The sequence below is a fragment of the Kribbella rubisoli genome (assembly GCF_004217145.1).
Taxonomy (GTDB): domain Bacteria; phylum Actinomycetota; class Actinomycetes; order Propionibacteriales; family Kribbellaceae; genus Kribbella; species Kribbella rubisoli.
The window spans coordinates 1,536,377-1,561,889 of the sequence record NZ_SHKR01000011.1 but is presented as its reverse complement, the minus strand read 5'-3'; the positions used below and the strand labels follow the sequence as shown (position 1 = coordinate 1,561,889).

Below are 25,513 nucleotides of genomic sequence, written 5' to 3'. Positions count from 1 at the left end.
CGGTCCCTGAATGACCGCACCAGCAGTCCCACAACGGTTGGCCGCGCCTGGACCTGGCTGGACCGACTCTGTCGACGTGGTGGTGATCGGCTCCGGGGTTGCGGGGCTGAGCGCTGCGTTGAAGGCGCGGGAGCTGGGATCCGTGCTCGTGGTGACGAAGGATGTCGTTGCGTCCGGCTCCACGCAGTGGGCGCAGGGTGGCATCGCCGCCGCGCTCGACCCGGAGGACTCGCCCGAGGATCACCTGCAGGACACGCTGGTCGCGGGTGCCGGGCTCAGCGACCCGGAAGCCGTCCGCGTGCTCGTCACCGAAGGACCCGACGCGGTGCGCGATCTGATCGAGCTGGGCGCGCGTTTCGACACGCTGGCCGACGGCGAGATCTCGCTCGGCCGTGAGGGCGGACACCACCGCAACCGCATCGCGCACGCCGGCGGCGACGCGACCGGTGCGGAGATCGAGCGTGCGCTGGTCGCCGCGGTCAAGCGGGCCAAGGACATCCGGCTGATCGAGCACGCGCTCGTCCTCGATCTGCTCACCGCCGAGGACGGCGCGGTCGCCGGCGTCACGCTGCACGTGATGGGCGAGGGGCAACTGGACGGCGTCGGAGCGATCCGCACGCGCGCCGTCATCCTGGCCTCCGGCGGTCTCGGACAGTTGTATGCGGCAACGACCAACCCGAGCGTGTCGACCGGTGACGGGATGGCGCTGGCGTTGCGGGCCGGGGCGAAGGTGCGCGACCTCGAGTTCATCCAGTTCCACCCGACCGTGCTCTGGCTGGGCAAGAGCGCGAAAGGCCAGCAGCCGTTGGTTTCCGAGGCCGTCCGGGGCGAGGGTGCGTTCCTGGTCGACCACACCGGCAAGCGATTCATGCAGGGACAGCACGAGCTCGCGGACCTCGCTCCGCGCGACATCGTGGCGAAGGCGATCATGCGCCAAATGCTTGCCACCGGCAAGGATCACGTCTACCTCGATGCCCGGCACTTCGGCGACGAGAAGTGGCGGGTGCGGTTCCCGACCATCCTCGCGTCCTGCCGCTCGCACGGTATCGACCCGGTCCGTGAGCTGATCCCGGTCGCGCCGGCCTGCCACTACTCGTCCGGCGGAGTGCGGACCGACCTCAACGGTCAGACCTCGGTGCCCGGCCTGTACGCCTGCGGTGAGGTCGCGTGCACCGGCGTACACGGAGCCAACCGGCTCGCGTCGAACTCGTTGCTCGAAGGGCTCGTGTTCGCCCGCCGGATCGCCGCGCACCTCGCCGACGGTCTCCCCGAGCGGAAGGAGCCGATCGTCGACGTCCGTACGCCGGGCCTGGTCGACGCGGACGTCGTACCCGAGCTGCAGCGGGCGATGACCGCCGGCGCCGGCGTGATCCGCAGCGCGGCCGGTCTGTCCGAGGCGGGTGCGACGATCGGCAAGCTGATCGAGCAGCCGGCCGACGAGCCCGGTACGCCGGGATGGGAGGCGACGAACCTGGTCACGGTCGCATCCGCACTGCTGGCCGCCGCGACCGCCCGCGAGGAAAGTCGTGGTGCGCACTGGCGCGAGGACCACCCGGATCGCGATGATCTGCACTGGTCCGGCAGTCTGGACCTGACGCTGCCTGCCGTGGCCGAGCGGGCTGTGCCGCAGGCCACGTTCGTTCCCCACACCGAGGAGAATCACCGGCATGGATGAGACAGTCGACCGGCAGTGGGTCGTTGACCTCGTGCAGGCAACCATCGAAGAGGATCTCGCCGGGGGCGTCGACGTGACCACGACGGCCACCATCGACCCCGACCAGATCTCGGTTGCCGAGCTGGTCGCGCGCACTGACGGCGTGGTGGCCGGGCTGGAGATCGCGGAGCTCGTACTGCGACTGGTCGCCGCCCCGGACGAGCTCGAGATCGAGCACTCCGTTCGTGACGGGGCGTCCGTGAAGGCCGGCGCGATCCTGATGACGATCCGCGGCAAGACCCGGCAACTGCTCACCGCCGAGCGGACCACCCTGAACCTGCTGTGCCACCTGAGCGGTGTCGCCACGCTGACACGGCGCTGGGTTGACGCGGTCGCGGGCACCGGCGCGGTCATCCGCGACACCCGCAAGACGATGCCCCTGCTGCGGTCCCTGGAGAAGTACGCCGTCCGCTGCGGCGGCGGCAAGAACCACCGGATGGCGTTGTCCGACGCCGCTCTGATCAAGGACAACCACGTGATCGCGGCCGGCGGCGTCGCGGAGGCGTACCGGCTGGTCCGCAAGGCGTACCCGGACATCTCGATCGAGGTCGAGGTTGATTCGGTCGACGACGCGCTGATCGCGGTCGAGTCCGGCGCCGAGCTGATCCTGCTCGACAACATGGACGTTCCGCTGCTGCGCGAGGCCGTCGAGAAGGTCGGCGGCCGGGCGCGACTCGAGGCCTCGGGCGGACTGACGCTGGACAAGGCCCGGGCGGTCGCCGAGACCGGGGTCGACTTCCTCGCGGTCGGCGCCCTGACCCACTCGGCGCCGGTCCTCGACATCGCCCTGGACCTGAGGGAGTCCTGATGTTGCTGGCCGTCGCCGTCGAGAACACCAGGACGCTGGTCGGCCTGGTGTTCGAAGGCACGGTCAAGCGGCATTGGTGGGTCGGCACGGACCCACGGCGTACGGCGGACGAGTGGGCCGTGCTCCTGCAGGGCCTGCTCGCGGGTGAGTCGCCGGTGTCCGGGATCGCCGTGTGTTCCGCCGTACCGCATGTGCTGCACGAGCTGCGGGACGTCGTCTCGCGGTACTACCACGACGTGCCGAGCGTCGTCGTCGAGCCGGGTGTGAAGACCGGGCTGCCGGTGCTCGTCGACAACCCGCGCGAGGTCGGCACGGACCGGATCGCGAACGCGCTCGCCGCGGTGCACAGGTACGGCGCGCCCTGCCTGATCGTCGACGTCGGTACGGCGATCACGATCGACGTGGTCAACCCGGCCGGCGCGTTCATCGGCGGGGTGATTGCCCCAGGCATCGAAACGGCGACCGACGCCCTCGGGTACGCCGCCGCGCAGTTGCGTCGCGTCGAGCTGGTCCGGCCGCGGTCGGTGGTCGCGAAGAACACGGTCGAAGCCCTGCAGTCCGGCGCGATCCACGGCTTCGCCGCGCTGGTCGACGGCCTGGTCGAACGGATCCGGACCGAGCAGTCTCTGAACGCGGAGAGTCCGGTCGTCATCACCGGCGCGCTGGCTCCGCTCCTGATCGGCCAGTTGACGACTCCGATCCGCGACGAACCGTTGCTGACGTTGCACGGTCTGTACCAGGCGTACGCCCGCAACCACGGCTGACGTTTAACCTCTTGTGCCCTTGAGGTGATCTGCATCACCATGAGGACAGCCACAATGGGGGGAAACCATGAGAGCTGTCTATCGGGTACTCGCAGGTCTGATCGCCATCGGCGTCGTGGTTCAGGCGATGGCCATCGCGGTCGGCTGGTTCACCGCGCTGAAGGACATGGACGACGGTCTGGTGATCGACAAGAACTACGACGGCAACTGGGGCCACAGCCTGCACAGCATCGTCGGATCGATGATCATCCCGTTGCTCGCGTTGCTGTTGCTGATCGTCTCGTTCTTCGCCCATGTCGAGCGCGGCGTCAGATGGGCGTTGTACGTGTTCGGCCTGGTCGTGCTGCAGATCGCCTTCGCCTTCGCGGCGTTCGCCGCACCGGTGGTCGGCGCGCTGCACGGTGCGAACGCGCTGGCGCTGCTCGCGGTCGCCGGGATCGCGGCCAGACATGCTGCCGGTGCTCCGGCGCCGGCGGCGGAGTCGACCGAGGCGACCGCTTAGATGCCTTTGGCAACTGACAGGCGGCGGCCGTGAAGGTGCGGTTGCCGCCTCGCCGGGTGCTGGTCGCGTTGCTCGCGACGATCGTCGTACTGACGCCGATCGTGTTCTTCTGGACGCGCAGCCTGGTCCCGAACGACCTCTCGCCGATGTCGATGGGATATGCCGACTACGGCGGCGGCCCGGTGTCGGAGCATGAGCACCACGGCGTCGATGTCAGCGAGCTGACCGGACCGCCCGACCAGAAGCCCGATGTCGCGGTGGACCTGGTCGCCCGCAAGGAGCGGTTCGACATCTCCGGCCGTGGTTCGTTCGACGGTTACACGCTGAACCACACCTCGCCGGGGCCGCGGATCGTCGCAAAACAAGGCGATCTGATCCAGGTTACGCTGCACAACGACAACGTGGCCGACGGAGTCACCCTGCACTGGCACGGTGTCGACGTACCGAATGCCGAGGACGGTGTCGCGGGTGTCACCCAGGACGCGGTCCAACCGGGTCAGTCGTACGTGTACCGCTTCGTCGCGAAGGACGTCGGCACGTACTGGTACCACTCGCACCAGATCGCGCACGAGCAGGTGCAGAAGGGCCTGTACGGCGTACTGATCGTCCAGCCCGCAGCCGATGACGTGATCGCCGCCGTACACACCTACGACAAGATCCGCACGGTCAACGGCGAGTACGGCGAACGCCGGGTGAAGGCGCCAGGTCCGACGGCCCGCGTGCGGTTGATCAACACCGACAACGGACCGATGTCGGTGTGGGTCGACGGCGCGCCGTACAAGGTGGTCGCGGTCGACGGGACCGACGTGAACGCGCCGACCGAGGTGAGCGGGAAGAAGGTGCTCGTGACGGCCGGCGGGCGGGTCGATCTGGAGATCCGCACGGACAAGCCCGTGCGGATCGGGCTCGGCGGCGGTCCGACGACGCTGGTGATCGGGGACGGGGACGCGCCGACCGGGACCGAGCCCAAGGATCAGGTCGATCTGCTGACCTACGGGTCACCGAAGCCGATCGGGTTCGATCCGGCGAAGGCGACGCGGGTGTTCCGGTACGACATCGGGCGGCGGATCGGCTTCTTCGACGGGAAGCCCGGCCTGCGGTGGTGGACGATCAACGGGCACCAGTACCCGGACGTGCCGATGTTCGTGGTGACCGAGGGCGACATCGTCCGGATGACGATCAAGAACACCTCGGGTCAGGTCCATCCGATGCACCTGCACGGCCATCACCTCGTCGTCCTCAGCCGGAACGGCGTGAAGGCAACCGGGAGCCCGTGGTGGACGGACTCCCTCAACGTCGAGGACAAGGAGACCTACGAGGTGGCCTTCGTCGCGAACAACCCGGGCATCTGGATGGACCACTGCCACAACCTGCCGCACGCGTCACAGGGCCTGATCACGCACCTGATGTACAACGGCGTCAGCACGAAGTTCCACCTCGGCGGCGGGCCGAACAATCACCCCGAGTAGATCGGGCGGCCGACGGTCAGCGCCGTACGGAGGGTGTCGGGCAGGTTGTTGAAGACCGAGTCGGGCTGGGTTCCCGTGGCGTCCAAGGTCTTGGAGAAGAACGCGCGGGCCGCGGCCGCCAGCGCAACGTCGAGTACGTCGGCATCGGTCAGGCCGACCGCTTTCAGTCCGTCGACGTCTGTCTGGGTGACCTTGTCGGCTCCTAGCGCGACCTTCCTCGCGAAGGCCATCACTGCCTCGTCGACCGGGTTGTTCGGCGGCTCGTCGACGAGCGCCGCTACCTCCTCGGCTGTGTAGAACTTGTCGGCCAGCACCTGCCCGTGGGCGAGGCTGCAGTAGCTGGACTTCAGCGCGGTCGCGGCGGCGAGCGTGGCCAGCTCGTAGCGGCGCAGGTCCATGGACTCCTTGATCGCGCCGTTCAGCTGTTTCCACGCGTCGTAGACGGCCGGCCGGGCCGCGAACGTCTGGACGAAGTTCGGCACGTGACCGGCCGGTGCCCGGTTCGCCTCGAAGAACTCCGGTTCCTTGGGTGTGTCGATGAACGCCATCGTTTGTTCCCCCCTTTGTGGCTCCTCTCACGGTAGGAGCGTGATACCGATCCGGCAACGGTGATAGGGATCCGGTACGCCGGACTGGGTATGGTTCACGAGGTTCGGTTGTGAGGCAGCTGAGAACGAGGTGGTGGTTCGAGTGCGGCGCGTGCTTGCCGTGGCGCTGGCAGTGGTCGTGGGTGCGACCTTGCTGACCGCGTGCGCCTCGGATCCGGCGCCGAGCGATGTGGCGGTGGCCTGGGCGCCCAAGGGCCGGGCGGCGGTGCTGGTGACCTGGAAGGACACCAACCTGCCGAACCGGATCACGATCGAGGGTGTGCTGAGCGAGAGCCCGTCGTACGTGAAGTACATCCCGGCCGGTGACCCGAACCACTGGGAGATCCCGACCTCGGCGTTCCCGCCGGACGGGAACTACAAGGTCGCGGTGGCGACCGGGACGTCGCAGGGCGGCGTGACCAGCAAGCTCACCAAGTCGGCGGTGTTCGATACCGACGGGCCGGTGCGCCCGAGTGCGGCTGCGGTGGCTCCGCAGGGACGCGGCGTGCTGATCAGATGGTCGGTGCCGGTTGCGCCGCAGGACTTCACCCCGAACGATCCGCTGGACATCAAGGGCAAGAAGACCCAGCGGTACGTGCCGATGGTCGGGCGGCCGGGTCAGATGCTGAAGGCGATCGGCCCGGCGACCACGTCGAACCGGCAGGTGATCAAGAGCATCAAACCGCCGTACGCCTTCCAGCTCCGGACGACGAACGAGTGGAGTACGCAGATCGGTGGGCAGGTCCTCGGTCTGACCAGCTCGATCAGCGGCGTGGTGCCGCCGCTGGCGCAGTACAGCGTGCCGATCCGGGTCCGCGGGCGGGTCATCCTGCACCAGGTCGGCTGCGACCTGGAGAACCCGTGCACGAGCCAGCGGGCGACGCCGGCCGGAGTGCCGGTCGTCGTCCTCACGCAGGTCACGCCGGGCGCGCGGTGGACCCCGGCGGGACGCGGCACCACGACGGCGGGCGGGTACTACGACGTCGGCGTAGCGACCACGGGGAGCCGGCCGTACAAGATCACCGTGCCGGTGTATTCGAAGGCCGGCATGATCACCGGGACCTCGACCAGCAGACCGGGGTACACGAAGAGTGTCGTCCGGGTCGCGTCGGCCGGGTTCGCCGGTGGCGACACGGCGAAGAAGGCCGGCTCGATGGTGACGATCTCGGCGACGGTCAAGCCGGCCATGAACACGATCGTGATGCTGCAGGCCTGGAACCGGCAGACCCGCACCTGGGCGAACCTCAAGGCGATGGCGATGCGGCAGGGGCAGACCGCGCTGGCGTTCAAGGCCGGGCAGCCGGGCGACTTCGTCTACCGGTTCGTGATCCCGGGCGCGATGATGTTCGGCCGTCCGATGCAGGGCATCACGACGGCGGGTCTGCAGCTACACGTCCGCTGACTCGGCCGGCTTCGGCGTCGATTCAGGTTGGGCTGTGTGCTTCCGCTTCCGGACCTTGTGGACGACGTACAGCGTGACAACGACGACCGCGATCCCAGCCAGCGCCCACAGCGACACCCGGCCGAAGATCTTGTCGGCGTTGTCGCCGATCTTGTAGGCGACGATGCCGATGGTGGCCGACCAGGCGATACCGCCGGCGGCGTTGGCGGCCAGGAAGCGCGGGTAGTGCATCCGCAGCATGCCGGCCATCGGGCCCGCGAAGATCCGCAGCAGCGCGACGAACCGGCCGAAGAACACCGTCCAGACGCCGTACTTGTGGAAGTACTTCTCGGCGCGGACGATCCGGTCCTCGGAGAAGTGATGGAACCGCTTGCCGAGTCGCTCGAACAATCGGCGGCCCGCCTTGCGGCCGACGAAGTACCCGATCGAGTCGCCGATGATCGCGCCGGCGGCCGCCGCGAGGATCACGAACTCGATCTTCAGATGGTGCTGCGAGGCGAGCAGCGCGGCCGCGACCAGGGTGGTCTCACCCGGCAGCGGCACGCCCATGCTCTCGACGCCGATGACGAGTCCGACCACCAGGTACGCGAGGATCGCCACTCCGGTCGGGATGGCGATCGCCTGCGCGAGCAACAGAGGTTCCCCCATGCACCCATAGTGACATCGAGCGACAACCGATTTGGTGACGGGGCAACTAACCCCGGGAGATTTCAGGGTTGTGCCCGTTCCCAGAAGGGATCGACGGGGTCGGTGGGGTGGCGGGCGCCGTGTCACCGCTGAACGCCTTGGTGACGTTCTGCAATGCGCTGGTGACCTCGGACGGGATGACCCAGAACGTGTTGCCGGGGCCCTTCGCCAGTTCGGGCAGCATCTGCAGGTACTGGTAGGCGAGCAGCTTCGGGTCCGGGTCGTTGCGGTGGATCGCCTCGAACACGGTGTCGATCGCCTTCGCCTGGCCCTCGGCCCGCAGGATCGCGGCCTGCCGGTCGCCCTCCGCGGTCAGGATCCGCGACTGCCGCTGACCTTCGGCGTTCAGGATCGCGGCCCGCTTCTCCCGCTCGGCCCGCATCTGCTTCTCCATCGACTCCTTGATCGACGCCGGCGGCTCGATCGCCTTCAGCTCGACCCGGTTCACCCGGATACCCCACTTGCCGGACGCCTCGTCGAGTACGCCGCGCAGGATCGAGTTGATGTGCTCGCGCGAGGTCAGCGTCTTCTCGAGGTCCAGCGCGCCGATCACGTTCCGCAGCGTGGTCACGGTCAGCTGCTCGATCGCCTGGATGTAGTTCTGGATCTCGTACGCCGCCGCGCGCGGATCGGTGACCTGGAAGTACAGCACCGTGTCGATGTGGACGACCAGGTTGTCCTCGGTGATGACGGAGTTCGGCTGGAACGAGACCACCTGCTCGCGCAGGTCGATCAGTTGCCGGGGCCGGTCGATGAACGGGATCACGATGTTCAGTCCGGGCTCCAGCGTGCGAAGGTACCGGCCGAGGCGCTCGACGTTGCTCGCTCGGGCCTGCGGGACGATGCGGACGGTCCGCAGTACCAGCACGACCGCGAGCAGTGCGACGACGATTCCGATGATCAGTTCGGCCATGGCTCCTCCTGGGGATGGACGAGGGCGGTGGCCCCCTCGATGGCGAAGACGTCGACCCGGGTGCCCGCGGGGATGTGCAGGTGGGGGTCGTACGAACGTGCGCTCCACTCCTCGCCGCCGATCCGGACGCGGCCGTCGTCCCGGTCACAGGCAGCGAGCACCACGGCCTCTCGTCCGATCAGGGCGGCGACCCCGGTGCGCAGATGGGGGTGCCCGGTCAGATGCCTGCGCGCGACCGGCCGGACCAGGACGGCCAGCGTGGCGGCGGTGACCGCGAAGGCGAGGACCTGGAAGCCGATACCGAGTCCGATCCCGGCGATCGCACCCGCGGAGAGCGCCGCGATGGCGAGCAGGAGCAGGTCGAAGGTCGCTGCCATCAACTCAGCCGTGCCGAGGACGGCGGCGACGATCACCCAAAGCACCCAGGACTGCATGACATGTACCTCTACTTCGAAGGTACTCCTGGATACGTCGTTGTGTTGCTAACGGTTCAGCTCTCTTCGGGCGCCTTCCCGATCGGTACGACGGCGTAGAGCGAGCTGATCTGACGGGCGTCGGCCGGGTGGTCGCTCTGCGTGCGCTTCTTCTTGAACCGGTCGACCAGGTCGTTCAGCTCGTTGCTGAACCGGACGGCCTCTTCATGTGTCAGCCACAACCGCGACCGGCTCAGCGTGCTGACGTCGTCCCACGGGTCCTTGTCGGACAGGTCCTGGAACTGCTCGAGTACGCCGTTCATCGCGGTGCGCATGATCGCGTGGCCTGCCAGCCGCCCGGCTCCCGCGCTGGTGGAGTCGATCCGGAGGCTCGCCGCCCGCGCCCGCCACGGTCGCTCGCGGCCGTCGGCAGACTCCTCGGCCCGCTCGATGATGCCCCACTTCTCCAGCGCCCGCAGGTGGTAGCTCATCGCGGACGGCGTGAGCCCGGCGATCTCCGCGCACTCGGTCGCGGTCAGCACCTTGCCGTTGTAGAGCTCGTCGATCACCCGCTGCCGGGCCGGGTGGGCCAGGGCACGGATCGCCTTCGGATCGGAGATCACCACGACGGGCTTCTGCTTGGCCACGACGTCAGCGTAGCGAAACCCTTGACGGATCGGAATATGAAGCATTAACTTCACATCTATGAAGCAAACCCTTCAGACTTCGATCTGGTCGCACCGCGACATCCGCCTGGTGCTGCCCGCCCGTGCGCTCTCCTATGCAGGTGACTCGATCGCGCTGATCGCGTTGATGCTGCGCGTGTCCGACGGCCACGGTCCGGCTGCGGTCACCGCCCTGCTGCTCGCGTTCGCCGTACCGACCGTCGCGATGATCCCGTTCGCCGGGCGGATCGTGGACGGGTTCGATTCCCGCACGGTCCTGGTCTGGTCGGGTTTGCTGCAGGTCGTGGCCGGCGTCGGCCTCGCCTTCGTGCACGACCTGGTGAACACGCTGCTCCTGGTCTGCGTCCTCCAAGTAGGACAGGCTGTCGCCGGTCCCGCGTGGGGAGCGCTGATCCCGCGGATCGTCGGCGAGGAGCTCATCGGCCGGACCACCGGGACGAGCCAGGCCCTGATCGGCGTTGCGACGCTGGCCGGCTCTGCGGCCGGCGGTGTGTTGGTCAGTGCAGCCGGTACGCGTGGCGCACTGCTCGTCGACGCGGCGACGTTTCTGGTGCTTGTACTGGTCGCGCAACTGGTCCAGACCCGCCGTCGGCCGGAGTCGACGGCCGACCGCAAGCGCGGTGGTGTGTCGGCCGGGCTGCGAGCCATCTTCGGGGACGACGTACTGCGGATCCTGGTGCCGGCGCTCTGGGTGTTTGTGGTCGCCGGTGAAGCGGTGAACGTCGTGGAGGTCTTCCTGATCACCGGCGAGCTCGGCCTCGGACCCGGCCTGTACGGCGCCGCGGGCGCGGCGACCGGCGCCGGCGCGATCCTCGGCGCCTGGTACAGCGGCCGGCTGCGCGGCGACCGGGCGCGGTCGATGGCGGTCGTCGCCGGGATGGCCGCGATCGGCGGATCCAGCGTGCTGATGGGTCTGGCCGGGAACTTCGTGACACTGATGATCGGGGCCACCACGATCGGCGTCGGCAGCGGACTGCTGAACGCGGCGACCAGCGCCCTCATCGTGATGCGCTCGGCCGAGGCGGTCCGTGGCTCGGTGCTCGCCGCCCTGAACGGGACGGTCCGGTCCTTCAGCATCCTGGCGATGTTGCTGGGCGGTCTGGCGGGTTCGCTGCTCGGACCCCGCGGGACGTTCGTGACCGGCGGCGTGGCGTGCGCGGTGGCCTCCGCGGTCGTCGGCGTGCTCCTCGCCAGGGTCAAGGACGGAACAAAGGATTCGGAGCTGGAGGCGGTCAGTCACTAGCCTTGAGCCATGACTGATACGCACGTGGACCCGGTGAACCCCGACAACGGGCAGGACGACCTGCCCGAGCAGATGCGGGTTCGCCGGGAGAAGCGTGACCGTTTGGTGGCCGAAGGCGTCCCGCCGTACCCGATCTCGGTGCCGCGGACGCACCTGCTGAAGGACCTGCGGGCGAAGTACGACAGCCAGGACCTGGAGCCCGACACCCGGACCGGTGAGCAGGTCTCGGTGGTCGGCCGGGTGATCTTCCTGCGCAACACCGGAAAGCTGTGCTTCGTCCGGCTCCGGGAGGGCGACGGGACCGAGCTGCAGGTGATGCTGTCGCTGGCCGATCTGGGCGAGGAGGAGCTGGCCCGGTTCAAGCAGCTCGTCGACATCGGCGACCTGCTGGCTGTTCACGGCGAGGTGATCACCAGCCGCCGCGGTGAGCTGTCGGTGCAGGTGACCGGGTGGCAGATGGCCGCCAAGACGCTGCGCCCGCTGCCCAACGAGCACAAGCCGCTCAGCGAAGAGGCCCGCGTCCGGATGCGGTACGTCGACCTGATCGTCCGGCCCGAGGCCCGTGAGATGGTCCGCGCGAAGGCGGCCGTGCTGAAGTCGCTACGCGCGACGTACGACGAGCACGGCTTCGTCGAGGTCGAGACGCCGGTGCTGCAGCTGACCAACGGCGGCGCCGCGGCGCGGCCGTTCAGCACGCACCTGAACGCGTTCGACCAGGAGATGAAGCTGCGGATCGCGCTCGAGCTCGACCTCAAGCGCGCGATGATCGGCGGCGTCGACCGGGTCTACGAGATCGGCCGTACGTTCCGCAACGAGGGGCTGGACTCCACCCACTCGGCGGAATTCTCGATGATCGAGGCCTATCAGGCCTACGGCGATTACGACTCGATGGCCGAACTGATCCAGGAGCTGATCCGGAACGCGGGCCGTGCGATCGGTCGTACGACGATCACTGGGCGCGACGGGTCGACCGTCGACATCGAGCAGCCGTTCCAGCACGCGACGCTTTTCGGGTTGCTCTCCGAAGCGGTCGGCGAGAGCGTCGACGTGACCACCGACCTGGCCACTCTGACCAAGTTGGCCGAGCAGCACGACGTCGAGCTGCAGCCGGGCCGGAATGCCGGTGAGATCGCGGTCGACTTGTTCGAGAAGCTCTGCGAGCACACGCTGATCCAGCCCACCTTTGTCCGCGACTATCCGGAGTCGGCGCGGCCGTTGGCCAAGCCGCACCGCGAAATTCCGGGCCTGGTCGAGGCCTGGGACCTGTTCTTCAACGGGGTCGAACTCGGGGTCGCGTACTCCGAGCTGAACGACCCGGTGATCCAGCGCGATCGCCTGGTGTCGCAGTCGTTGCTGGCCGCGGCCGGCGATCCGGAAGCGATGGAGCTGGACGAGGACTTCCTCCGGGCGATGGAATTCGGGATGCCGCCGGCCGGTGGCATGGGGATGGGCCTGGACCGGTTGGTGATGCTTCTCACCGGGACCGGTATCCGGGAGACGATTCTCTTCCCGTTGCTGCGGCCGGAATGATGCTCCGAATCCCTCCGCAGATCGTTGCATAGCACAACGGACTCGTTCGGCAAATCCGGGGTCAATGCATTCCGGTCCAGCCGGATTCGAACGGGGATGAATACTCAAAGTTACGATCGCTGCGCGGCGTCGATGAATGACACGAACCCGGTTTGTGCGGTACAAATCAGGTGCTAACAATTCGGCAGGGGGATTGTGCCCGATGGCGGGCGCGGAAAGGTTGTCATCGATGGCGCAAAGGGTTCAGGTGGTTCTCGAGGACGATCTCGACGGCGGTAAGGCCGACGAGACCGTCACCTTCGGGCTGGACGGAACGACGTACGAGATCGACCTGTCCAAGAAGAACGCCGCAAAACTGCGTGACGCACTGGCCGCTTATGTCGGCTCCGGGCGCCGGGTCTCCGGGCGCCGCGGCAGCGCGGGCCGGGCGCGGGGTCGTGGCCGGTCGGCATCGGACTCCGCGGACATCCGGGCCTGGGCCAAGGAGAACGGCTACGAGGTCAGCGAGCGGGGCCGGATCTCCGCCGAGGTGCGCGCGGCGTACAACGAAGCCAAGTAACTTTTTCGGACCACCGGTCCCGGCCCCTGCAAAGGGTGCCGGGACCGTCCGCATTCCGGTTGTTTCACAGAGTGGGACACGGCGTGTCGGATCTGGTGACTGACCGGACAGGTAGTTGGGGAAATTCGCTGGTGGCGAACATGCTGTCTGATCGGGTCCACGCGGGAACACGCTGGTGATCAGTGCGGTTGTTCCCTTGTGATGCCATCCGGGCAGTCGGTAGGAGCGTGATCGGGTGTTCGCCGAGAGCGAGCCTGTCGGCACCGGGGACTAGCATGCATGTACGGGGGTCGGCCACCACGGCACGTCCGACTCCTCTGAGGCAAGGAGCGCTTTGGCGATGTTTGAACGATTTACGGACCGCGCCCGTCGGGTAGTCGTCCTGGCTCAGGAAGAGGCCAGGATGCTCAGTCACAACTACATCGGGACCGAGCACATCCTGCTCGGCCTGATCCACGAGGGTGAAGGGGTCGCCGCCAAGGCTCTCGAGAGCCTGGGTATCTCGCTCGAGGCCGTTCGTTCCCAGGTCGAGGAGATCATCGGCCAGGGGCAGCAGGCCCCGAGCGGGCACATCCCGTTCACCCCCCGCGCCAAGAAGGTGCTGGAGCTCTCCCTGCGCGAGGCCCTGCAACTGGGCCACAACTACATCGGCACCGAGCACATCCTGCTCGGCCTCATCCGCGAGGGTGAAGGTGTCGCCGCGCAGGTCCTGGTCAAGCTCGGTGCGGACCTGAACAAGGTCCGGCAGCAGGTCATCCAGCTGCTGAGCGGTTACCAGGGCAAGGAGACGACCTCTGCCGGTGCGCCCGCCGAGGGCGCCCCCAGTAGCTCCCTGGTGCTCGACCAGTTCGGCCGGAACTACACCCAGTCCGCTCGTGAGGCGAAGCTCGACCCGGTGATCGGGCGCGAGATGGAGATCGAGCGGGTCATGCAGGTGCTGTCCCGGCGGACCAAGAACAACCCTGTCCTGATCGGTGAGCCGGGCGTCGGCAAGACCGCCATCGTGGAAGGTCTGGCCCAGCAGATCGTCCGTGGTGACGTCCCGGAGACGCTGAAGGACAAGCAGATCTACTCCCTCGACCTGGGCGCCCTGGTAGCCGGTTCGCGCTACCGCGGTGACTTCGAGGAACGCCTGAAGAAGGTGCTCAAGGAGATCCGCACCCGCGGCGACATCGTGCTGTTCATCGACGAGATCCACACCCTCGTCGGGGCCGGTGCGGCCGAGGGCGCGATCGACGCCGCGAGCATCCTGAAGCCGATGCTGGCCCGTGGTGAGCTGCAGACCATCGGCGCGACCACCCTCGACGAGTACCGCAAGTACGTCGAGAAGGACGCCGCGCTGGAGCGCCGGTTCCAGCCGATCCAGGTGGCCGAGCCCTCGATCGCTCACACGATCGAGATCCTCAAGGGCCTCCGCGACCGGTACGAGGCGCACCACCGGGTGACGATCACCGATGCCGCGCTGGTGAACGCCGCGCAGATGGCCGACCGGTACATCTCGGACCGGTTCCTGCCGGACAAGGCGATCGACCTGATCGACGAGGCCGGGGCCCGGTTGCGGATCCGCCGGATGACGGCTCCGCCGGACCTGCGCGAGTTCGACGAGAAGATCGCGACCGTTCGCCGGGAGAAGGAGTCGGCGATCGACGCGCAGGACTTCGAGCGCGCCGCGCGGCTGCGTGACGACGAGAAGAAGCTCATCAACGCGAAGTCCGAGCGGGAGAAGCAGTGGAAGGCCGGCGACATGGATGTCGTCGCCGAGGTCGACGAGGAGTTGATCGCCGAGGTGCTGAGCACCGCGACGGGCATCCCCGTGTTCAAGCTGACCGAGGAAGAGTCGTCCCGGCTGCTCGACATGGAGAAGGAACTCCACAAGCGCTACATCGGCCAGGAGGACGCGGTCAAGGCGCTGTCCCGTTCGATCCGGCGTACTCGCGCCGGGCTGAAGGACCCGCGTCGCCCGAGCGGCTCGTTCATCTTCGCCGGCCCGTCCGGTGTCGGTAAGACCGAGCTGTCGAAGGCGCTGACCGAGTTCCTGTTCGGCGACGAGAACGCGCTGATCAGCCTCGACATGTCGGAGTACTCGGAGAAGCACACGGCCTCGCGGCTGTTCGGCTCGCCTCCTGGGTACGTCGGATACGAAGAGGGTGGCCAGCTGACCGAGAAGGTCCGCCGCAAGCCGTTCTCCGTGGTGCTGTTCGACGAGGTGGAGAAGGCCCACCCGGACATCTTCAACTCGTTGCTGCAGATCCTGGACGAGGGTCGTCTGACCGACGCCCAGGGCCGCGTGGTCGACTTCAAGAACACCGTCATCATCATGACCACGAACCTGGGCACCAAGGACATCGCCAAGTCGGTGAGCCTCGGCTTCTCCCAGGCGAACGATGTCGGCGGTACGTACGAGAAGATGAAGGCGAAGGTCACCGAGGAGCTCAAGCAGCACTTCCGGCCCGAGTTCCTGAACCGTGTCGACGAGATCGTGGTCTTCCACCAGCACACGATGGAGGACATCGTCCGGATCGTGGACCTGATGGTGGCCCAGATCGAGCAGCGGCTGAAGGACAAGGACATGGGGATCGAGCTCACCCCGGCGGCGAAGAAGCTGGCCGCCGAGCGTGGCTTCGACCCGGTGCTCGGTGCCCGTCCGTTGCGCCGTGCGCTGCAGCGTGACATCGAGGACGTGCTGGCCGAGAAGATCCTGTTCGGGGAGCTGCGTCCCGGCCAGATCGTCCTGGTCGACGCGATCCCCGAGGGTAAGGTCAACGACGACGGCGTGACCGAGTTCTTCACCTTCAAGGGCAACGAGAAGTCCTCGACGTCCGACCTGGAGCTGACCGACCTGACCGCCGGCGGCGGCACCGCCGGTCCGGCTTCCGGCGTACAGGACACGTAACCAACGCCAACCCAGAAGGCCCCGCTCCGGCGGGGCCTTCTGCACGTTCGGAGTACTGCGTTCCGGCTCCGAGTATCGGTGCGACACGCCTGATTTGCGCGAAGGCTACTGACTGGTCGTATCGTCCTGCGGAGCGTGACCACTTCGATACGGGAGTGGGTCGCGCCCGCCAACGCATCGATGGGAAGATCGCGCAACTGCTGATGAAGCAGTTACCTACCGCCTGTCCACTGCGTTGTTAACCCTGTGAGCACGCTGTTCGGACCCGGACTGTCGGAAAGGGGGCCGGGGATGGAATCATCTCGTCGCATGGACGCTCCGCGTCTGCCCCTGACCCAGGAACCGGTCGCTGACACCGGTTCCTTTGGCGTGCGGCAGGCCGGCGGCGTGCTCGAGCGGGCCCAGCGGATCGCGGACACGTTGCGCGAGCAGGCCGAGCACGAGAACGATCTGGCGCGCGACGAGGCCGGCCGGATCCGCGCGGAGAGCGAGCAGCTGAAGGCCGAGGCCGAGGCCGCCGCCCGCAAGCTCCGGACCGACGCGATGGCGGCCGCCCAGCGGGTCCTGAACGACGCGGAGCGCGCCGCCGAGCAACTCCGCACCGACTCCGAGGCCGAGGCCGAGCGAGTCCGCTCCGAGGCCGAGGAGGCCGCGGACCGGCTGCGCGCCGAGTCAACCGCCGACGCCGATCGGGTACGGCGGGATGCTGCCGCCGCGGCCGACAAGCTGACCAGCGATGCGAACGCGGAAGCCGACCGGGTCCGTTCCGAGGCCACCGCGATCGCGGAGCGGCTGAAGGCCGAGTCGGAGTCTGCCGCCGAGCAGCTGCGCGCCACTGTCGCCGAGGAGGTCGCGAAGCGCCGGGCGGAGTCGGAGGCAGCGGCCGAGCAGCTGCAGATCGAGAGCCAGGCGACCGCGGACCAGCTCCGGGCCGAGTCGCAGGCCGCGGCACAGCGCCGGATCGCGGCCGCCGAGAGCGAAGCGGCTCGCCTGAAGGACGAGGCCGATGAGCTGCTCGAGGAGGCCCAGCTCGCCCGCGAGTCGGCGCAGGCCACTGTCGAGCGGGCCGGCAAGGAAGCGCAGCAGCTCGTCTCCGATGCAGGCGAGCAGGCTGCGCTCGTGTCACAGGCCGCCGTACGCAACGAGGCCGACCTGATCGCCCGCTCCGAGGCCGAGGCCAGCGAGCTGCGGGCCGCGGTCGACCGCGAGGTCGAAGTAGCGAGGGAGAAGTCCCGTCGCGAGATCGGCGAGGCGCACGCCGAGATCGAGCGACTGCGCGGCGAGAACCGCACCGAGCTCGAGCGCCGTACGGCGGAGCTGGAGGAGACCGAACGGGCCAAGCTGGCATCGATCTCGCTGGAGATCGACAAGCTGCGGGCCGAGGCCGTCGCCGAGATCGCCGAGCGCAAGGCCGAGGCCGAAGCCGGCAACGAGCGGCTGATGGCCGACGCACGGGCCCAGGCCAAGCTCGTCGTCGACTCGATCGAGGCGGACCGGCGGACCGCGTCCGCCGAGGCGCAGCGGATCGTCGAGGACGCGAACAGGGCGGCCGAGCTGGCGATGGCCGAGGCCGAGAAGCAGACGCTGTGGAGCAAGAAGACCGTCGACGACCTGATCGGCGCCGCCGAGAACGAGGCGCAAGCGATCCGCGACGCGGCCGCCGCGGAGGCCACCGAGCTGATGCGTCGCAAGCGTGCGCACCTGCGCCGCGTCGTCGGCCGCTCGACCAGCCGCCTGAAGCAGACCCAGGACGCCATCGCCAAGGAGAACGCCGAGCTGACCGCGCTCGCCGAGACGACGCTGTACGCCGCCGGCGAGCAGGCCGAGGCGACCCTGGCCGCTGCGAAGCAGGAGGCCGAGAAGGTCACCGCCCAGGCGCAGGCCAGGGCCGACCGGCTGAAGGGCTCGGCCGCTAACGACGCCCGCGAGATCATCGAGCGGGCCAACCGCCGTGAGGCCGAAGCGGAGTCCGCGACCCAGCATCTGCGCGAGCGCGCGGCCAACGACCTGGCCGAAGCACAGCGTCAGTCGCACGAGCTGATCCGCAGGTCGCGGGGCGAAGCCCAGCAGTTGGAGGCGCAGGCGCGCGACCACGCCGATAGTCTTCGCGCACAGGCACGAAAACTTCTCGCCGAAGCCGAGGCGAGGGTCGCGGCGTTGAACCAGCGCCGTGATGAGATCACCAAGGAGCTCACCCAGCTTTCGGGTGTGATCGAGGCACTCGCTGTACCGGGGTTCCGTCCAGGTGGTGGAATGTCGTCCAGTGAGGGTTCCACGGGGGAATCAGGATGAGGACGTGACAGTCAGATCCTTGTCAGTGACAATGTGTGATCCACCCACCCATCGAAGTGAGCATCGGAAAACATGAGCAGTGAAAGCCCAACCCCGTTCCGTACCGTTCTGCGTGGCTACGAGCCTGCCCAGGTGGACCAGCACATCCGTGAGCTGACCACCTCTCTGACTGCGCTGCAGCAGCAGTCCGAGCAGCTGCAGCGTCATGTGCAGGAGCTGCAGTCCCGCACGGACGCGGCGGAAGCGGCCGTCATCTCCGCCCAGGAGGACTCCAAGGACCGGACGCCGACGTTCACCGAGTTCGGTGAGCGCGTCGCGAAGATCCTGTCGCTGGCCGACGACGAGGCCCGTGATCTGGTGACCCGCGCCCGCACCGACGCGGAGGCGATCGTCGCCGACGGTGAGTCGCACGCGAAGAAGGTCCGCAAGGAGGCCGAGCAGTACTCCCTGGACTGGAAGAGCGAGGTCGACGCCGAGGCCGCCCGGATCCTCGAAGAGGCCCGGACCCAGGCCGACGACATGCGCGACGAGGCCGAGCGCGACGCCACCGCGCGCCGCAGCGAGGCCCAGGCGCTGTACGAGCAGGAGCGGGCCAAGTCCGCTCAGGCCGCGGCCGCCTTCGAGACCACCCTGGCCGAGCGCCGGGGCAAGGTCGAGCAGGAGTTCGCTGCCCGCACCGCGCTGGCCGAGCAGCAGCTGGCCGCCGTCACCGACCGCGCCGCCCAGGTGCAGCGGGAGGCCGACCGGTCGCGTTCCGAGGCCGAGCGGTTGTCGCAGCAGCAGCTGGCCGACGCCAACCGGCAGGCCCAGGAGATCGTCGCCGCCGCGAAGGACAAGTCCGAGCGGATCCGCGCCGAGTCCGAGCGTGAACTCGCCGCCGCGACGCAGCGTCGTGACAGCATCAACGCGCAGCTGACCAACGTCCGCCAGATGCTGGCGACGCTGTCCGGCAGCCCGGCGATGCCGCTCGACCTGCTGGCCGACGACGAAGAAGAAGCAGCCGGCAGCAAGAAGAACTGAAGCACCTAAGAGGCCGGCTCGAGTCGTCGAGCCGGCCTCTTGCTATTCGGGGAGCCGGTAACGCTTGCGGGCGAGCGGTTCTACGAGGCCGTCGGCAACTAATCCGTCCAGTGCACGTTCGCGTTGCACTGCATCCGGCCAGGACGCGTCCAGCATGTCCTTGGACACCGGCGCCGACGCAGCACGCAGTACGGCGAGGAGCCGGCCGCGGGCTTGGCGGTCGGTGCCTTCGTACGTCTGACCGCGTCGCGGGGGACCGTCGTACGGCGGGCTGCCGGCGCGGACCCATGCGCAGCGCGAGCGGATCGGGCAGTCGGCGCATCGCGGCGTACGGGCGGTGCAGATGAGTGCACCGAGTTCCATCGAGGCGACAGCCCAGCGGGCGGCTGTCGGTTCGTCAGCAGGGAGCGCACTGGTTGCCAGGCGCTGATCCGCGGCGGTGGGGGAGATGCTCGGCTGGGCGACGCCGGTCAGGGCCCGGGCGAGGACCCGGCGGACGTTGGTGTCGACGACGGCATGACGTTGGCCGAAGGCAAACGATGCGATCGCGGCGGCCGTGTACGTCCCGACGCCCGGCAGTGCGAGCAGTGCGGCGTGGTCGTCCGGTACTTCGCCGCCGTGACGCTCCACAATCGCCTGAGCCGCCGCGTGCAGCCGCAGGGCGCGCCTGGGGTACCCGAGCCGGTCCCAGGCCCTTACAGCCTCACCAGGGGCCGCAGCGGCCAGGTCCACCGGCTTCGGCCACCGCTCCAACCAGCTCCGGTACGCCGGCAGCACCCGGTTCACCGGTGTCTGCTGCAGCATGAACTCACTCACCATCACTGCCCAGGCTCCCGCCCCCGGCTCCCGCCACGGGAGCACGCGAGCGTTGGCGTCGTACCAACGCAGCACCGGCTCGTGGAGAGAAGAGGCCAGCGGCGAGCCTGAGTGGTCCAGCACAGTGCCGATATTAGAGTGCGCTTCATGAGCAGCCTGCTCCGTCCGGTCGGGCACCTGCCCGCCAGCGTGTACTGGTTCCGCCGGGGACTGGTGCTCGCGGTCGTAGTTGTGCTGATCTTTCTGGTCTCCCGGCTCTTCTCGGGCAACGGCGACGCGCAGAACACCGCCGCCACCGACCCGCAGCCGAACCCGTCCGGCGCCCCGCCGGCCTCGGCTCCGAGCACCTCATCGAGTACGACGCCGACGCGGACACCGACTCCGAAGCCGACCAAGACGACGCCACCCGCGGACCTGGCCTGCAAGGGCTCCGACGTACGGATCGACGCGCTGCCGGGCAACCGGAAGATCGTCTCCGGCTCGGTGCTGAACTTCGTGGTCCAGCTGGCCCCGATCGACGACGAGTGCAAGGCCGCGATCAGCAACGACAAGCTGACCGTGACCGTGACGTCGGGCAACGACCTGATCTGGAGCACCAGCCAATGCAGCAAGGTGATCCAGAACGCCACGCTGGTTGTTGCCAAGGGCAAGCAGGCGGCCGTCACGGTGCCGTGGAACGGCCACCGTTCCGGGCCTGGCTGTCTACCGGGTCAACCGGTCGCCAAGCCCGGAACGTACGTCGTCAAAGCCGAGTACGACGGCCACCTGTCGAGCGCACAGGCCTTCCAGGTCGTCTGATCAGGCGGCCTTGGCCTCCTGGGCCGCGTCGCCGGTCTTCTTCTGCAGGTGCGACGGAGCCTCGAACAGCAGCGCCGCAACCAACCCGATCAGCAGTACTGCGGCCGGCAGGATGAGCGACTGCGCCATCGAGTCGCTGAAGCCCTGCCGCACGGCCTCCGGCAACTTGCCGGTGAAACCTTCGGATGCGCCGCCACCCATCCCCGGCAGGTTGTGCGCCAGCCGCGACTCCATCAGTGCGGCGATGCTCGCACTGCCCAGCACCGCGCCGACCTGGCGAGTCGTGTTGTAGACGCCCGCACCGGCACCGGCCTGGTGCATCGGCAGGTTCCGCGTCGCGGTCGTGCCGAGCGGTGCCCACATGAAGCCGTTGGCCACACCAAGCAGTGCGATCGGCAGGAGCAGTTTCCAGATCGCGACGTCGGGCTCGATCACCTGGCTCATCCAGAACATCGACACCGAGCAGCACAGCAGCCCGAACCCGGCGATGAACCGCGGCGGCGTACGGTCGACCAGCCGGCCGACGAACGGCGCGAGCGCACCGGAGATGACCGCCATCGGCACGAGCAGCAGCGCCGACCTGGTCGGCGACAGCCCGCGGACCGCCTGTGCGTACAGCATCAGCGGGAACGCCATCGCGGTGATCGCGAACCCGACCGTGGTGATCGAGACGTTCGCCAGCGAGAAGTTGCGGTCCTTGAACAGGCTCAGCGGCAGCAACGGCTCGCCGCGGTTGCGGGACTGCCAGAAGACGAAGATCGCCAGCACGACCAGGCCGGTGATGATCAGCGACCAGACCGAGATCGGGCCCTTGATCTGACCCCAGTCGTACTTCTGCCCCTCCTGGATGCCGAACACCAGCAGGAACAGGCCGACCGCGCTCAGCACGACGCCGATCAGGTCGAACTTGTGCTTGTGCGTCGGCAGGTCCGGCACCAGCCGCAGCGCCAGGAAGAAGCCGATCACGCCGACCGGCGCGTTGATGAAGAAGATCCACTGCCAGCCGAGCCCGTCGACGAGCACACCGCCGAGGATCGGGCCGACCAGCGTCGCCACGCCGGCGGTCGCGCCCCACAGGCTCATCGCCCGGCCGCGCTGGTCCGGCGGGAAGATCCGGGTGATGACGGCCATCGTCTGCGGCGTCATCATCGAGGCGCCGAGACCCTGGAAGACCCGGGCCACGATCAGCATCTCGATCGAGTTGGTGAGCCCGCACCAGACCGACGCGAGCGTGAACAACGCCAGTCCGGTCAGGTAGAGCTTCTTCGGGCCGACCCGGTCGCCCAGGCGTCCGGTGATCAGCAGCGGTACGGCGTACGCCAGCAGGTAGGCGCTCGTCACCCAGACCACGGTGCCGACGTCCGACCCGAGGTCCTCGAGGATCGCGGGTGTCGCGACCGAGACGATGGTCGAGTCGACCAGGATCATGAAGAAGCCGAGCACCAACGCCCACAGTGCGGGCCAGGGCCGCACCTCGGGCCTCACTGCGTCTTGTCCGGTTGCCATTCCAGGTCCTTGCTCTCGATACGTTCGATGATGGTGGTGAGCCAGTCGCGTTCCGCCGCGACCTGGGCTCGGACATAGGTGCCGGCCAGCCAGTACGGCTCCGGGACGTCCCGGGCCTTGGCGCCGGCCATCGCCTTGTCCACGTCGGCCAGCCAGAAGTCCATCTCCTCGATCCGGCGGCGGAACCGCAGTACGGCGTCCTCGGCCTCGAGGTTGTGCGCCTCGGCCAGGAACACCGGGAAGACCGGGTACTCGTAGACGAAGGTCTCGATACCGCTCTCGACCCGCCGGACCATCGCCTCGCGGCCGGCCGGGGTGAGCTCGTACGTCGTCCGCTCGGGGCGGTTCCCGGCCCGCTCGGTGCCGATCGCCCGGACGTACTCCTGCCCGGCCAGCCGCTCGACCGTGTGGTAGAGCGAGCCGGGCCGGACCTTCACGATCCGGTGGTTATGCCGGCTGACGAGCAGTTGGTACATCTCGTAGGCGTGCATCGGCTTCTCCTCGAGCAACGCCAGCACCGAGATCGCCAGCGGGGTGAGGTCGGCCATGATCCTCCAGGTGGATTGTTCCGCGCCAAATGTTCCATGTGGAGTATTAGCCGATCCGCGCCGAAATGCAACACGCCTCCGGTTCGTTCACGAACCGGAGGCGTCGAGTGACGTTCAGTGGTCAGACGTAGCGTTCCAGGATGCTGGACTCGGCCAGTCGGGACAGGCCCTCGCGGACCGTGCGGGCGCGGTTCTCGCCGACGCCCTCGACCGTCTGCAGGTCGTCGATGCTTGCCGCGAGCAACTTCTGCAGGTGACCGAAGTGGTCGATCAGCCGGTCGATGACCGCACCCGGGAGGCGCGGCACCTTGGCCAGCAGCCGGTAGCCGCGCGGGGTGACCGCGGCGTCGAGCTGCTCGGCGCCGCCGAGCTGCAGGGCACGCGCGACCTGGCCGATGTCGAGCAGGTCCGTCGGGCTGACCGCGTCGAGCTCGAGCAGTACGTCGTCGGCCGTCTTGGGCTTGCGCCCCGTGGCCGGCGGGAGGTAGTCGCGGACGACCAGCTCGCGTTCACCGGCGACTCCGGCGACGAGCTCGTTGAGCTGGAGCGTGAGCAGCCGGCCGTCGGTGCCGAGCTCGACGACGTACCCGTCGATCTCGGTGGCGATCCGGCGGACCATCTCCAGCCGCTGCGCGACCGCGGCCACGTCCCGGACCGTGACCAGGTCCTCGATCTCGAGGGCGGACAGCGTGCCGGACACCTCGTCCAGACGCAGCTTGTACCGCTCGAGGGTGGCCAGTGCCTGGTTCGCGCGGGACAGGATCGCGCCGGAGTCCTCCAGCACGTACCGCTGGTCGTCGACGTACAGCGCGATGATGTGCATCGACTGCGAGACCGAGATCACCGGGAACCCGGTCTGCCGCGCGACCCGGTCGGCGGTCCGGTGCCGGGTGCCGGTCTCCTGGGTGACGATCGCCGGGTCCGGCATCAGGTGTACGGCGGCCTGGATCAGCCGGGTCGCGTCGCGGTCGAGGACGATCGCGCCGTCCATCTTGCTGAGTTCGCGCAATCCGGTCGCGGTGAACTCGACGTCGATCTCGAAGCCGCCGGTGGAGATCGCGTCGACGGCCTTGTCGTGACCGAGCACGATCAGTGCGCCGGTCCGGCCGCGCAGGATCCGTTCCAGGCCTTCGCGCAGTTCGGTGCCGGGCGCGACCGCCGCGAGTGTCGAGCGCAGGCGGGCGCCGGTGCTGTTCTTGTCCGAGTTCGGTGCCACGGAACCTGAGTCTATGCGGTTACGCGGATGCAGTTGTGCCGATATCTGCCGCTCGGCCGGACGCACGCGGTGCAGCGAGGTCCGCAGTTGCGGTTGCGCGTGCACCCGCCCGTGCATCCGGACCGTGCAGTACTGGATTCCCGCGTGATCACGCGGGACGGCGGTACGACGGTTGTCGCGTCAGGGGCAGCGGATGACCTGACCGGCGTACGAGAGGCCGCCGCCGAATCCGAACAGCAGCACCGGCGCGCCGGACGGGATCTCGCGCTTCTCGACCAGTTTCGACAGCGCGATCGGGATGCTCGCGGCCGAGGTGTTGCCGGACTCCACGACGTCCTTCGCGACGACCGCGTTGGTCGCGCCGAGCCGCTTCGCGAGCGGCTCGATGATGCGCAGGTTGGCCTGGTGCAGGACGACGCCGCCGAGGTCCTCGGGCTTCAGCCCGGCCTTCTCGCAGACCTGCTGGGCGATCTCGGGCAGCTGCGTGGTGGCCCAGCGGAAGACGCTCAGGCCCTCCTGCTGGAACGGGCCCTCGCGCCCCTCGATCCGGACCGCGTCCGACATCTCCGGCACCGATCCCCAGACCACCGGGCTGATCCCGGCTGTGTCATCGGTGTCGTCGGCGACCACCACGGCAGCGCCGGCGCCGTCACCGATCAGCACGCAGGTGGTGCGGTCGGTCCAGTCGGTCCAGTCGCTGAGTTTCTCGACGCCGATCACGATGGCCTTCGTCGCGGCGCCGGCCCGGATCGCCTGGTCGGCGGTGGCCAGCGCGTACGCGAACCCGGAGCATGCGGTGTTCAGGTCGATCGCTGCCGGGTTGCCGAGGCCGAGCCGGGCGGCGACGCGGGCAGCGATGTTCGGCGAGCGGTCGATCGCCGTACAGGTGGCGACGACCACGTAGTCGATCTCGGCGATGTCCAGGCCGGCGTTCGCGATCGCCTTGTCGGCGGCGCGCCAGGCCATCTCGTCGACGGACTCGTCCGGGGCCGCGATCCGGCGTTCGCGGATGCCGACCCGGCTCTGGATCCACTCGTCGTTGGTCTCGACCATGGTGGCGAGCTCGTCGTTGGTGAGCACCCGTTCCGGCTGGTAGTGGCCGAGCGCGACAACTCTTGATCCGGTCATCAGGTGCTCCTGCAAGTCA

At 68.4% G+C, this 25,513-nt stretch carries 23 protein-coding genes; 13 read left to right on the top strand and 10 right to left on the bottom strand.

Features of this window, described 5'->3' with window-relative positions:
* Nucleotides 1–10 precede the first annotated feature (10 nt).
* The 5 genes from EV645_RS10430 (at nucleotide 11) to EV645_RS10410 (ending at nucleotide 5,257) form a co-directional block, all read left to right on the top strand.
* Nucleotides 11–1,675, top strand: coding sequence for an L-aspartate oxidase (locus tag EV645_RS10430; protein ID WP_130442095.1), 1,665 nt, complete (start codon nucleotides 11–13; stop codon nucleotides 1,673–1,675).
* Complete coding sequence (gene nadC / locus EV645_RS10425) at nucleotides 1,668–2,522, top strand: carboxylating nicotinate-nucleotide diphosphorylase (protein ID WP_130442093.1); 855 nt, start codon at nucleotides 1,668–1,670, stop codon at nucleotides 2,520–2,522. The genes EV645_RS10430 and nadC overlap by 8 nt, the downstream gene beginning before the upstream one ends.
* Nucleotides 2,522–3,286 (top strand): type III pantothenate kinase, encoded by a 765-nt coding sequence (locus tag EV645_RS10420; protein ID WP_130442091.1) that lies wholly within the window; start codon nucleotides 2,522–2,524, stop codon nucleotides 3,284–3,286. The genes nadC and EV645_RS10420 overlap by 1 nt, the downstream gene beginning before the upstream one ends.
* 67 nt (nucleotides 3,287–3,353) lie before the next feature.
* Nucleotides 3,354–3,788, top strand: coding sequence for a hypothetical protein (locus EV645_RS10415; protein ID WP_130442089.1), 435 nt, complete (start codon nucleotides 3,354–3,356; stop codon nucleotides 3,786–3,788).
* Nucleotides 3,789–3,817: 29 nt separating this feature from the next.
* Nucleotides 3,818–5,257, top strand: a complete 1,440-nt coding sequence (locus EV645_RS10410) for a multicopper oxidase family protein (protein WP_242000313.1) — start codon at nucleotides 3,818–3,820, stop codon at nucleotides 5,255–5,257.
* On the opposite strand, the gene EV645_RS10405 is transcribed toward EV645_RS10410, so the two are convergent.
* Complete coding sequence (locus tag EV645_RS10405; protein ID WP_130442087.1) at nucleotides 5,245–5,805, bottom strand: carboxymuconolactone decarboxylase family protein; 561 nt, start codon at nucleotides 5,803–5,805, stop codon at nucleotides 5,245–5,247. The genes EV645_RS10410 and EV645_RS10405 overlap by 13 nt on opposite strands.
* Nucleotides 5,806–5,947: 142 nt before the next feature.
* Here EV645_RS10405 and EV645_RS10400 point away from each other — a divergent pair, with 142 nt between their 5' ends.
* Nucleotides 5,948–7,246: a hypothetical protein gene (locus EV645_RS10400; protein ID WP_242000312.1), complete on the top strand. Its 1,299-nt coding sequence runs from the start codon at nucleotides 5,948–5,950 to the stop codon at nucleotides 7,244–7,246.
* Here EV645_RS10400 and EV645_RS10395 read toward each other — a convergent pair.
* Genes EV645_RS10395 through EV645_RS10380 form a run of 4 tightly spaced genes read right to left on the bottom strand, consistent with a single transcriptional unit; the run spans nucleotide 7,232 to nucleotide 9,906 of the window.
* Nucleotides 7,232–7,894, bottom strand: coding sequence for a DedA family protein (locus tag EV645_RS10395; RefSeq protein ID WP_130442083.1), 663 nt, complete (start codon nucleotides 7,892–7,894; stop codon nucleotides 7,232–7,234). The genes EV645_RS10400 and EV645_RS10395 overlap by 15 nt on opposite strands.
* Before the next feature lie 46 nt (nucleotides 7,895–7,940).
* Nucleotides 7,941–8,846, bottom strand: a complete 906-nt coding sequence (locus tag EV645_RS10390) for an SPFH domain-containing protein (RefSeq protein ID WP_242000311.1) — start codon at nucleotides 8,844–8,846, stop codon at nucleotides 7,941–7,943.
* Nucleotides 8,834–9,280, bottom strand: coding sequence for an NfeD family protein (locus EV645_RS10385; RefSeq protein ID WP_130442081.1), 447 nt, complete (start codon nucleotides 9,278–9,280; stop codon nucleotides 8,834–8,836). The genes EV645_RS10390 and EV645_RS10385 overlap by 13 nt, the downstream gene beginning before the upstream one ends.
* 56 nt (nucleotides 9,281–9,336) lie before the next feature.
* The gene (locus tag EV645_RS10380) at nucleotides 9,337–9,906 is read right to left on the bottom strand and encodes an ArsR/SmtB family transcription factor (RefSeq protein ID WP_198681537.1); all 570 of its coding nucleotides are present in this window, start codon (nucleotides 9,904–9,906) and stop codon (nucleotides 9,337–9,339) included.
* A 58-nt stretch (nucleotides 9,907–9,964) separates the two neighbouring features.
* Here EV645_RS10380 and EV645_RS10375 point away from each other — a divergent pair, with 58 nt between their 5' ends.
* The 6 genes from EV645_RS10375 (at nucleotide 9,965) to EV645_RS10350 (ending at nucleotide 19,482) form a co-directional block, all read left to right on the top strand.
* Entirely contained in the window at nucleotides 9,965–11,188 is a 1,224-nt protein-coding gene (locus tag EV645_RS10375) for an MFS transporter (RefSeq protein ID WP_130442077.1), read from the top strand.
* Nucleotides 11,189–11,197: 9 nt separating this feature from the next.
* A complete protein-coding gene (lysS, locus tag EV645_RS10370; RefSeq protein ID WP_130442075.1) occupies nucleotides 11,198–12,718 on the top strand; it encodes a lysine--tRNA ligase in 1,521 nt (506 codons plus the stop codon).
* A 229-nt stretch (nucleotides 12,719–12,947) separates the two neighbouring features.
* Complete coding sequence (locus EV645_RS10365; RefSeq protein ID WP_130442073.1) at nucleotides 12,948–13,277, top strand: histone-like nucleoid-structuring protein Lsr2; 330 nt, start codon at nucleotides 12,948–12,950, stop codon at nucleotides 13,275–13,277.
* Between the two features lie 340 nt (nucleotides 13,278–13,617).
* Nucleotides 13,618–16,170, top strand: a complete 2,553-nt coding sequence (locus tag EV645_RS10360) for an ATP-dependent Clp protease ATP-binding subunit (RefSeq protein WP_130442071.1) — start codon at nucleotides 13,618–13,620, stop codon at nucleotides 16,168–16,170.
* A 309-nt stretch (nucleotides 16,171–16,479) separates the two neighbouring features.
* Nucleotides 16,480–18,462, top strand: a complete 1,983-nt coding sequence (locus tag EV645_RS10355; RefSeq protein ID WP_130442069.1) for a kinetoplast-associated-like protein — start codon at nucleotides 16,480–16,482, stop codon at nucleotides 18,460–18,462.
* Between the two features lie 72 nt (nucleotides 18,463–18,534).
* Nucleotides 18,535–19,482, top strand: coding sequence for a DivIVA domain-containing protein (locus EV645_RS10350; RefSeq protein ID WP_130442067.1), 948 nt, complete (start codon nucleotides 18,535–18,537; stop codon nucleotides 19,480–19,482).
* 42 nt (nucleotides 19,483–19,524) lie between these two features.
* On the opposite strand, the gene EV645_RS10345 is transcribed toward EV645_RS10350, so the two are convergent.
* Nucleotides 19,525–20,421, bottom strand: a complete 897-nt coding sequence (locus EV645_RS10345) for an HhH-GPD family protein (protein WP_277877000.1) — start codon at nucleotides 20,419–20,421, stop codon at nucleotides 19,525–19,527.
* 24 nt (nucleotides 20,422–20,445) lie between these two features.
* Here EV645_RS10345 and EV645_RS10340 point away from each other — a divergent pair, with 24 nt between their 5' ends.
* Nucleotides 20,446–21,096 carry a hypothetical protein gene (locus EV645_RS10340; protein ID WP_130442063.1) on the top strand — a complete coding sequence of 217 codons (651 nt, stop codon included), beginning with the start codon at nucleotides 20,446–20,448 and terminating at the stop codon, nucleotides 21,094–21,096.
* Here the strand turns inward: EV645_RS10340 and EV645_RS10335 are convergent, their stop codons facing one another.
* The 4 genes from EV645_RS10335 to EV645_RS10320 all read right to left on the bottom strand — a co-directional run bounded on the left by EV645_RS10335 (nucleotide 21,097) and on the right by EV645_RS10320 (nucleotide 25,494).
* Nucleotides 21,097–22,602 (bottom strand): DHA2 family efflux MFS transporter permease subunit, encoded by a 1,506-nt coding sequence (locus EV645_RS10335; RefSeq protein WP_130442061.1) that lies wholly within the window; start codon nucleotides 22,600–22,602, stop codon nucleotides 21,097–21,099.
* Nucleotides 22,578–23,150 carry a PadR family transcriptional regulator gene (locus EV645_RS10330; protein ID WP_130442059.1) on the bottom strand — a complete coding sequence of 191 codons (573 nt, stop codon included), beginning with the start codon at nucleotides 23,148–23,150 and terminating at the stop codon, nucleotides 22,578–22,580. Before EV645_RS10330 ends, EV645_RS10335 begins: the two co-directional genes overlap by 25 nt.
* Before the next feature lie 121 nt (nucleotides 23,151–23,271).
* Nucleotides 23,272–24,366, bottom strand: coding sequence for a DNA integrity scanning diadenylate cyclase DisA (gene disA / locus EV645_RS10325; RefSeq protein ID WP_130442057.1), 1,095 nt, complete (start codon nucleotides 24,364–24,366; stop codon nucleotides 23,272–23,274).
* A 180-nt stretch (nucleotides 24,367–24,546) separates the two neighbouring features.
* Nucleotides 24,547–25,494, bottom strand: coding sequence for a beta-ketoacyl-ACP synthase III (locus EV645_RS10320; protein WP_130442055.1), 948 nt, complete (start codon nucleotides 25,492–25,494; stop codon nucleotides 24,547–24,549).
* Nucleotides 25,495–25,513: the final 19 nt, after the last annotated feature.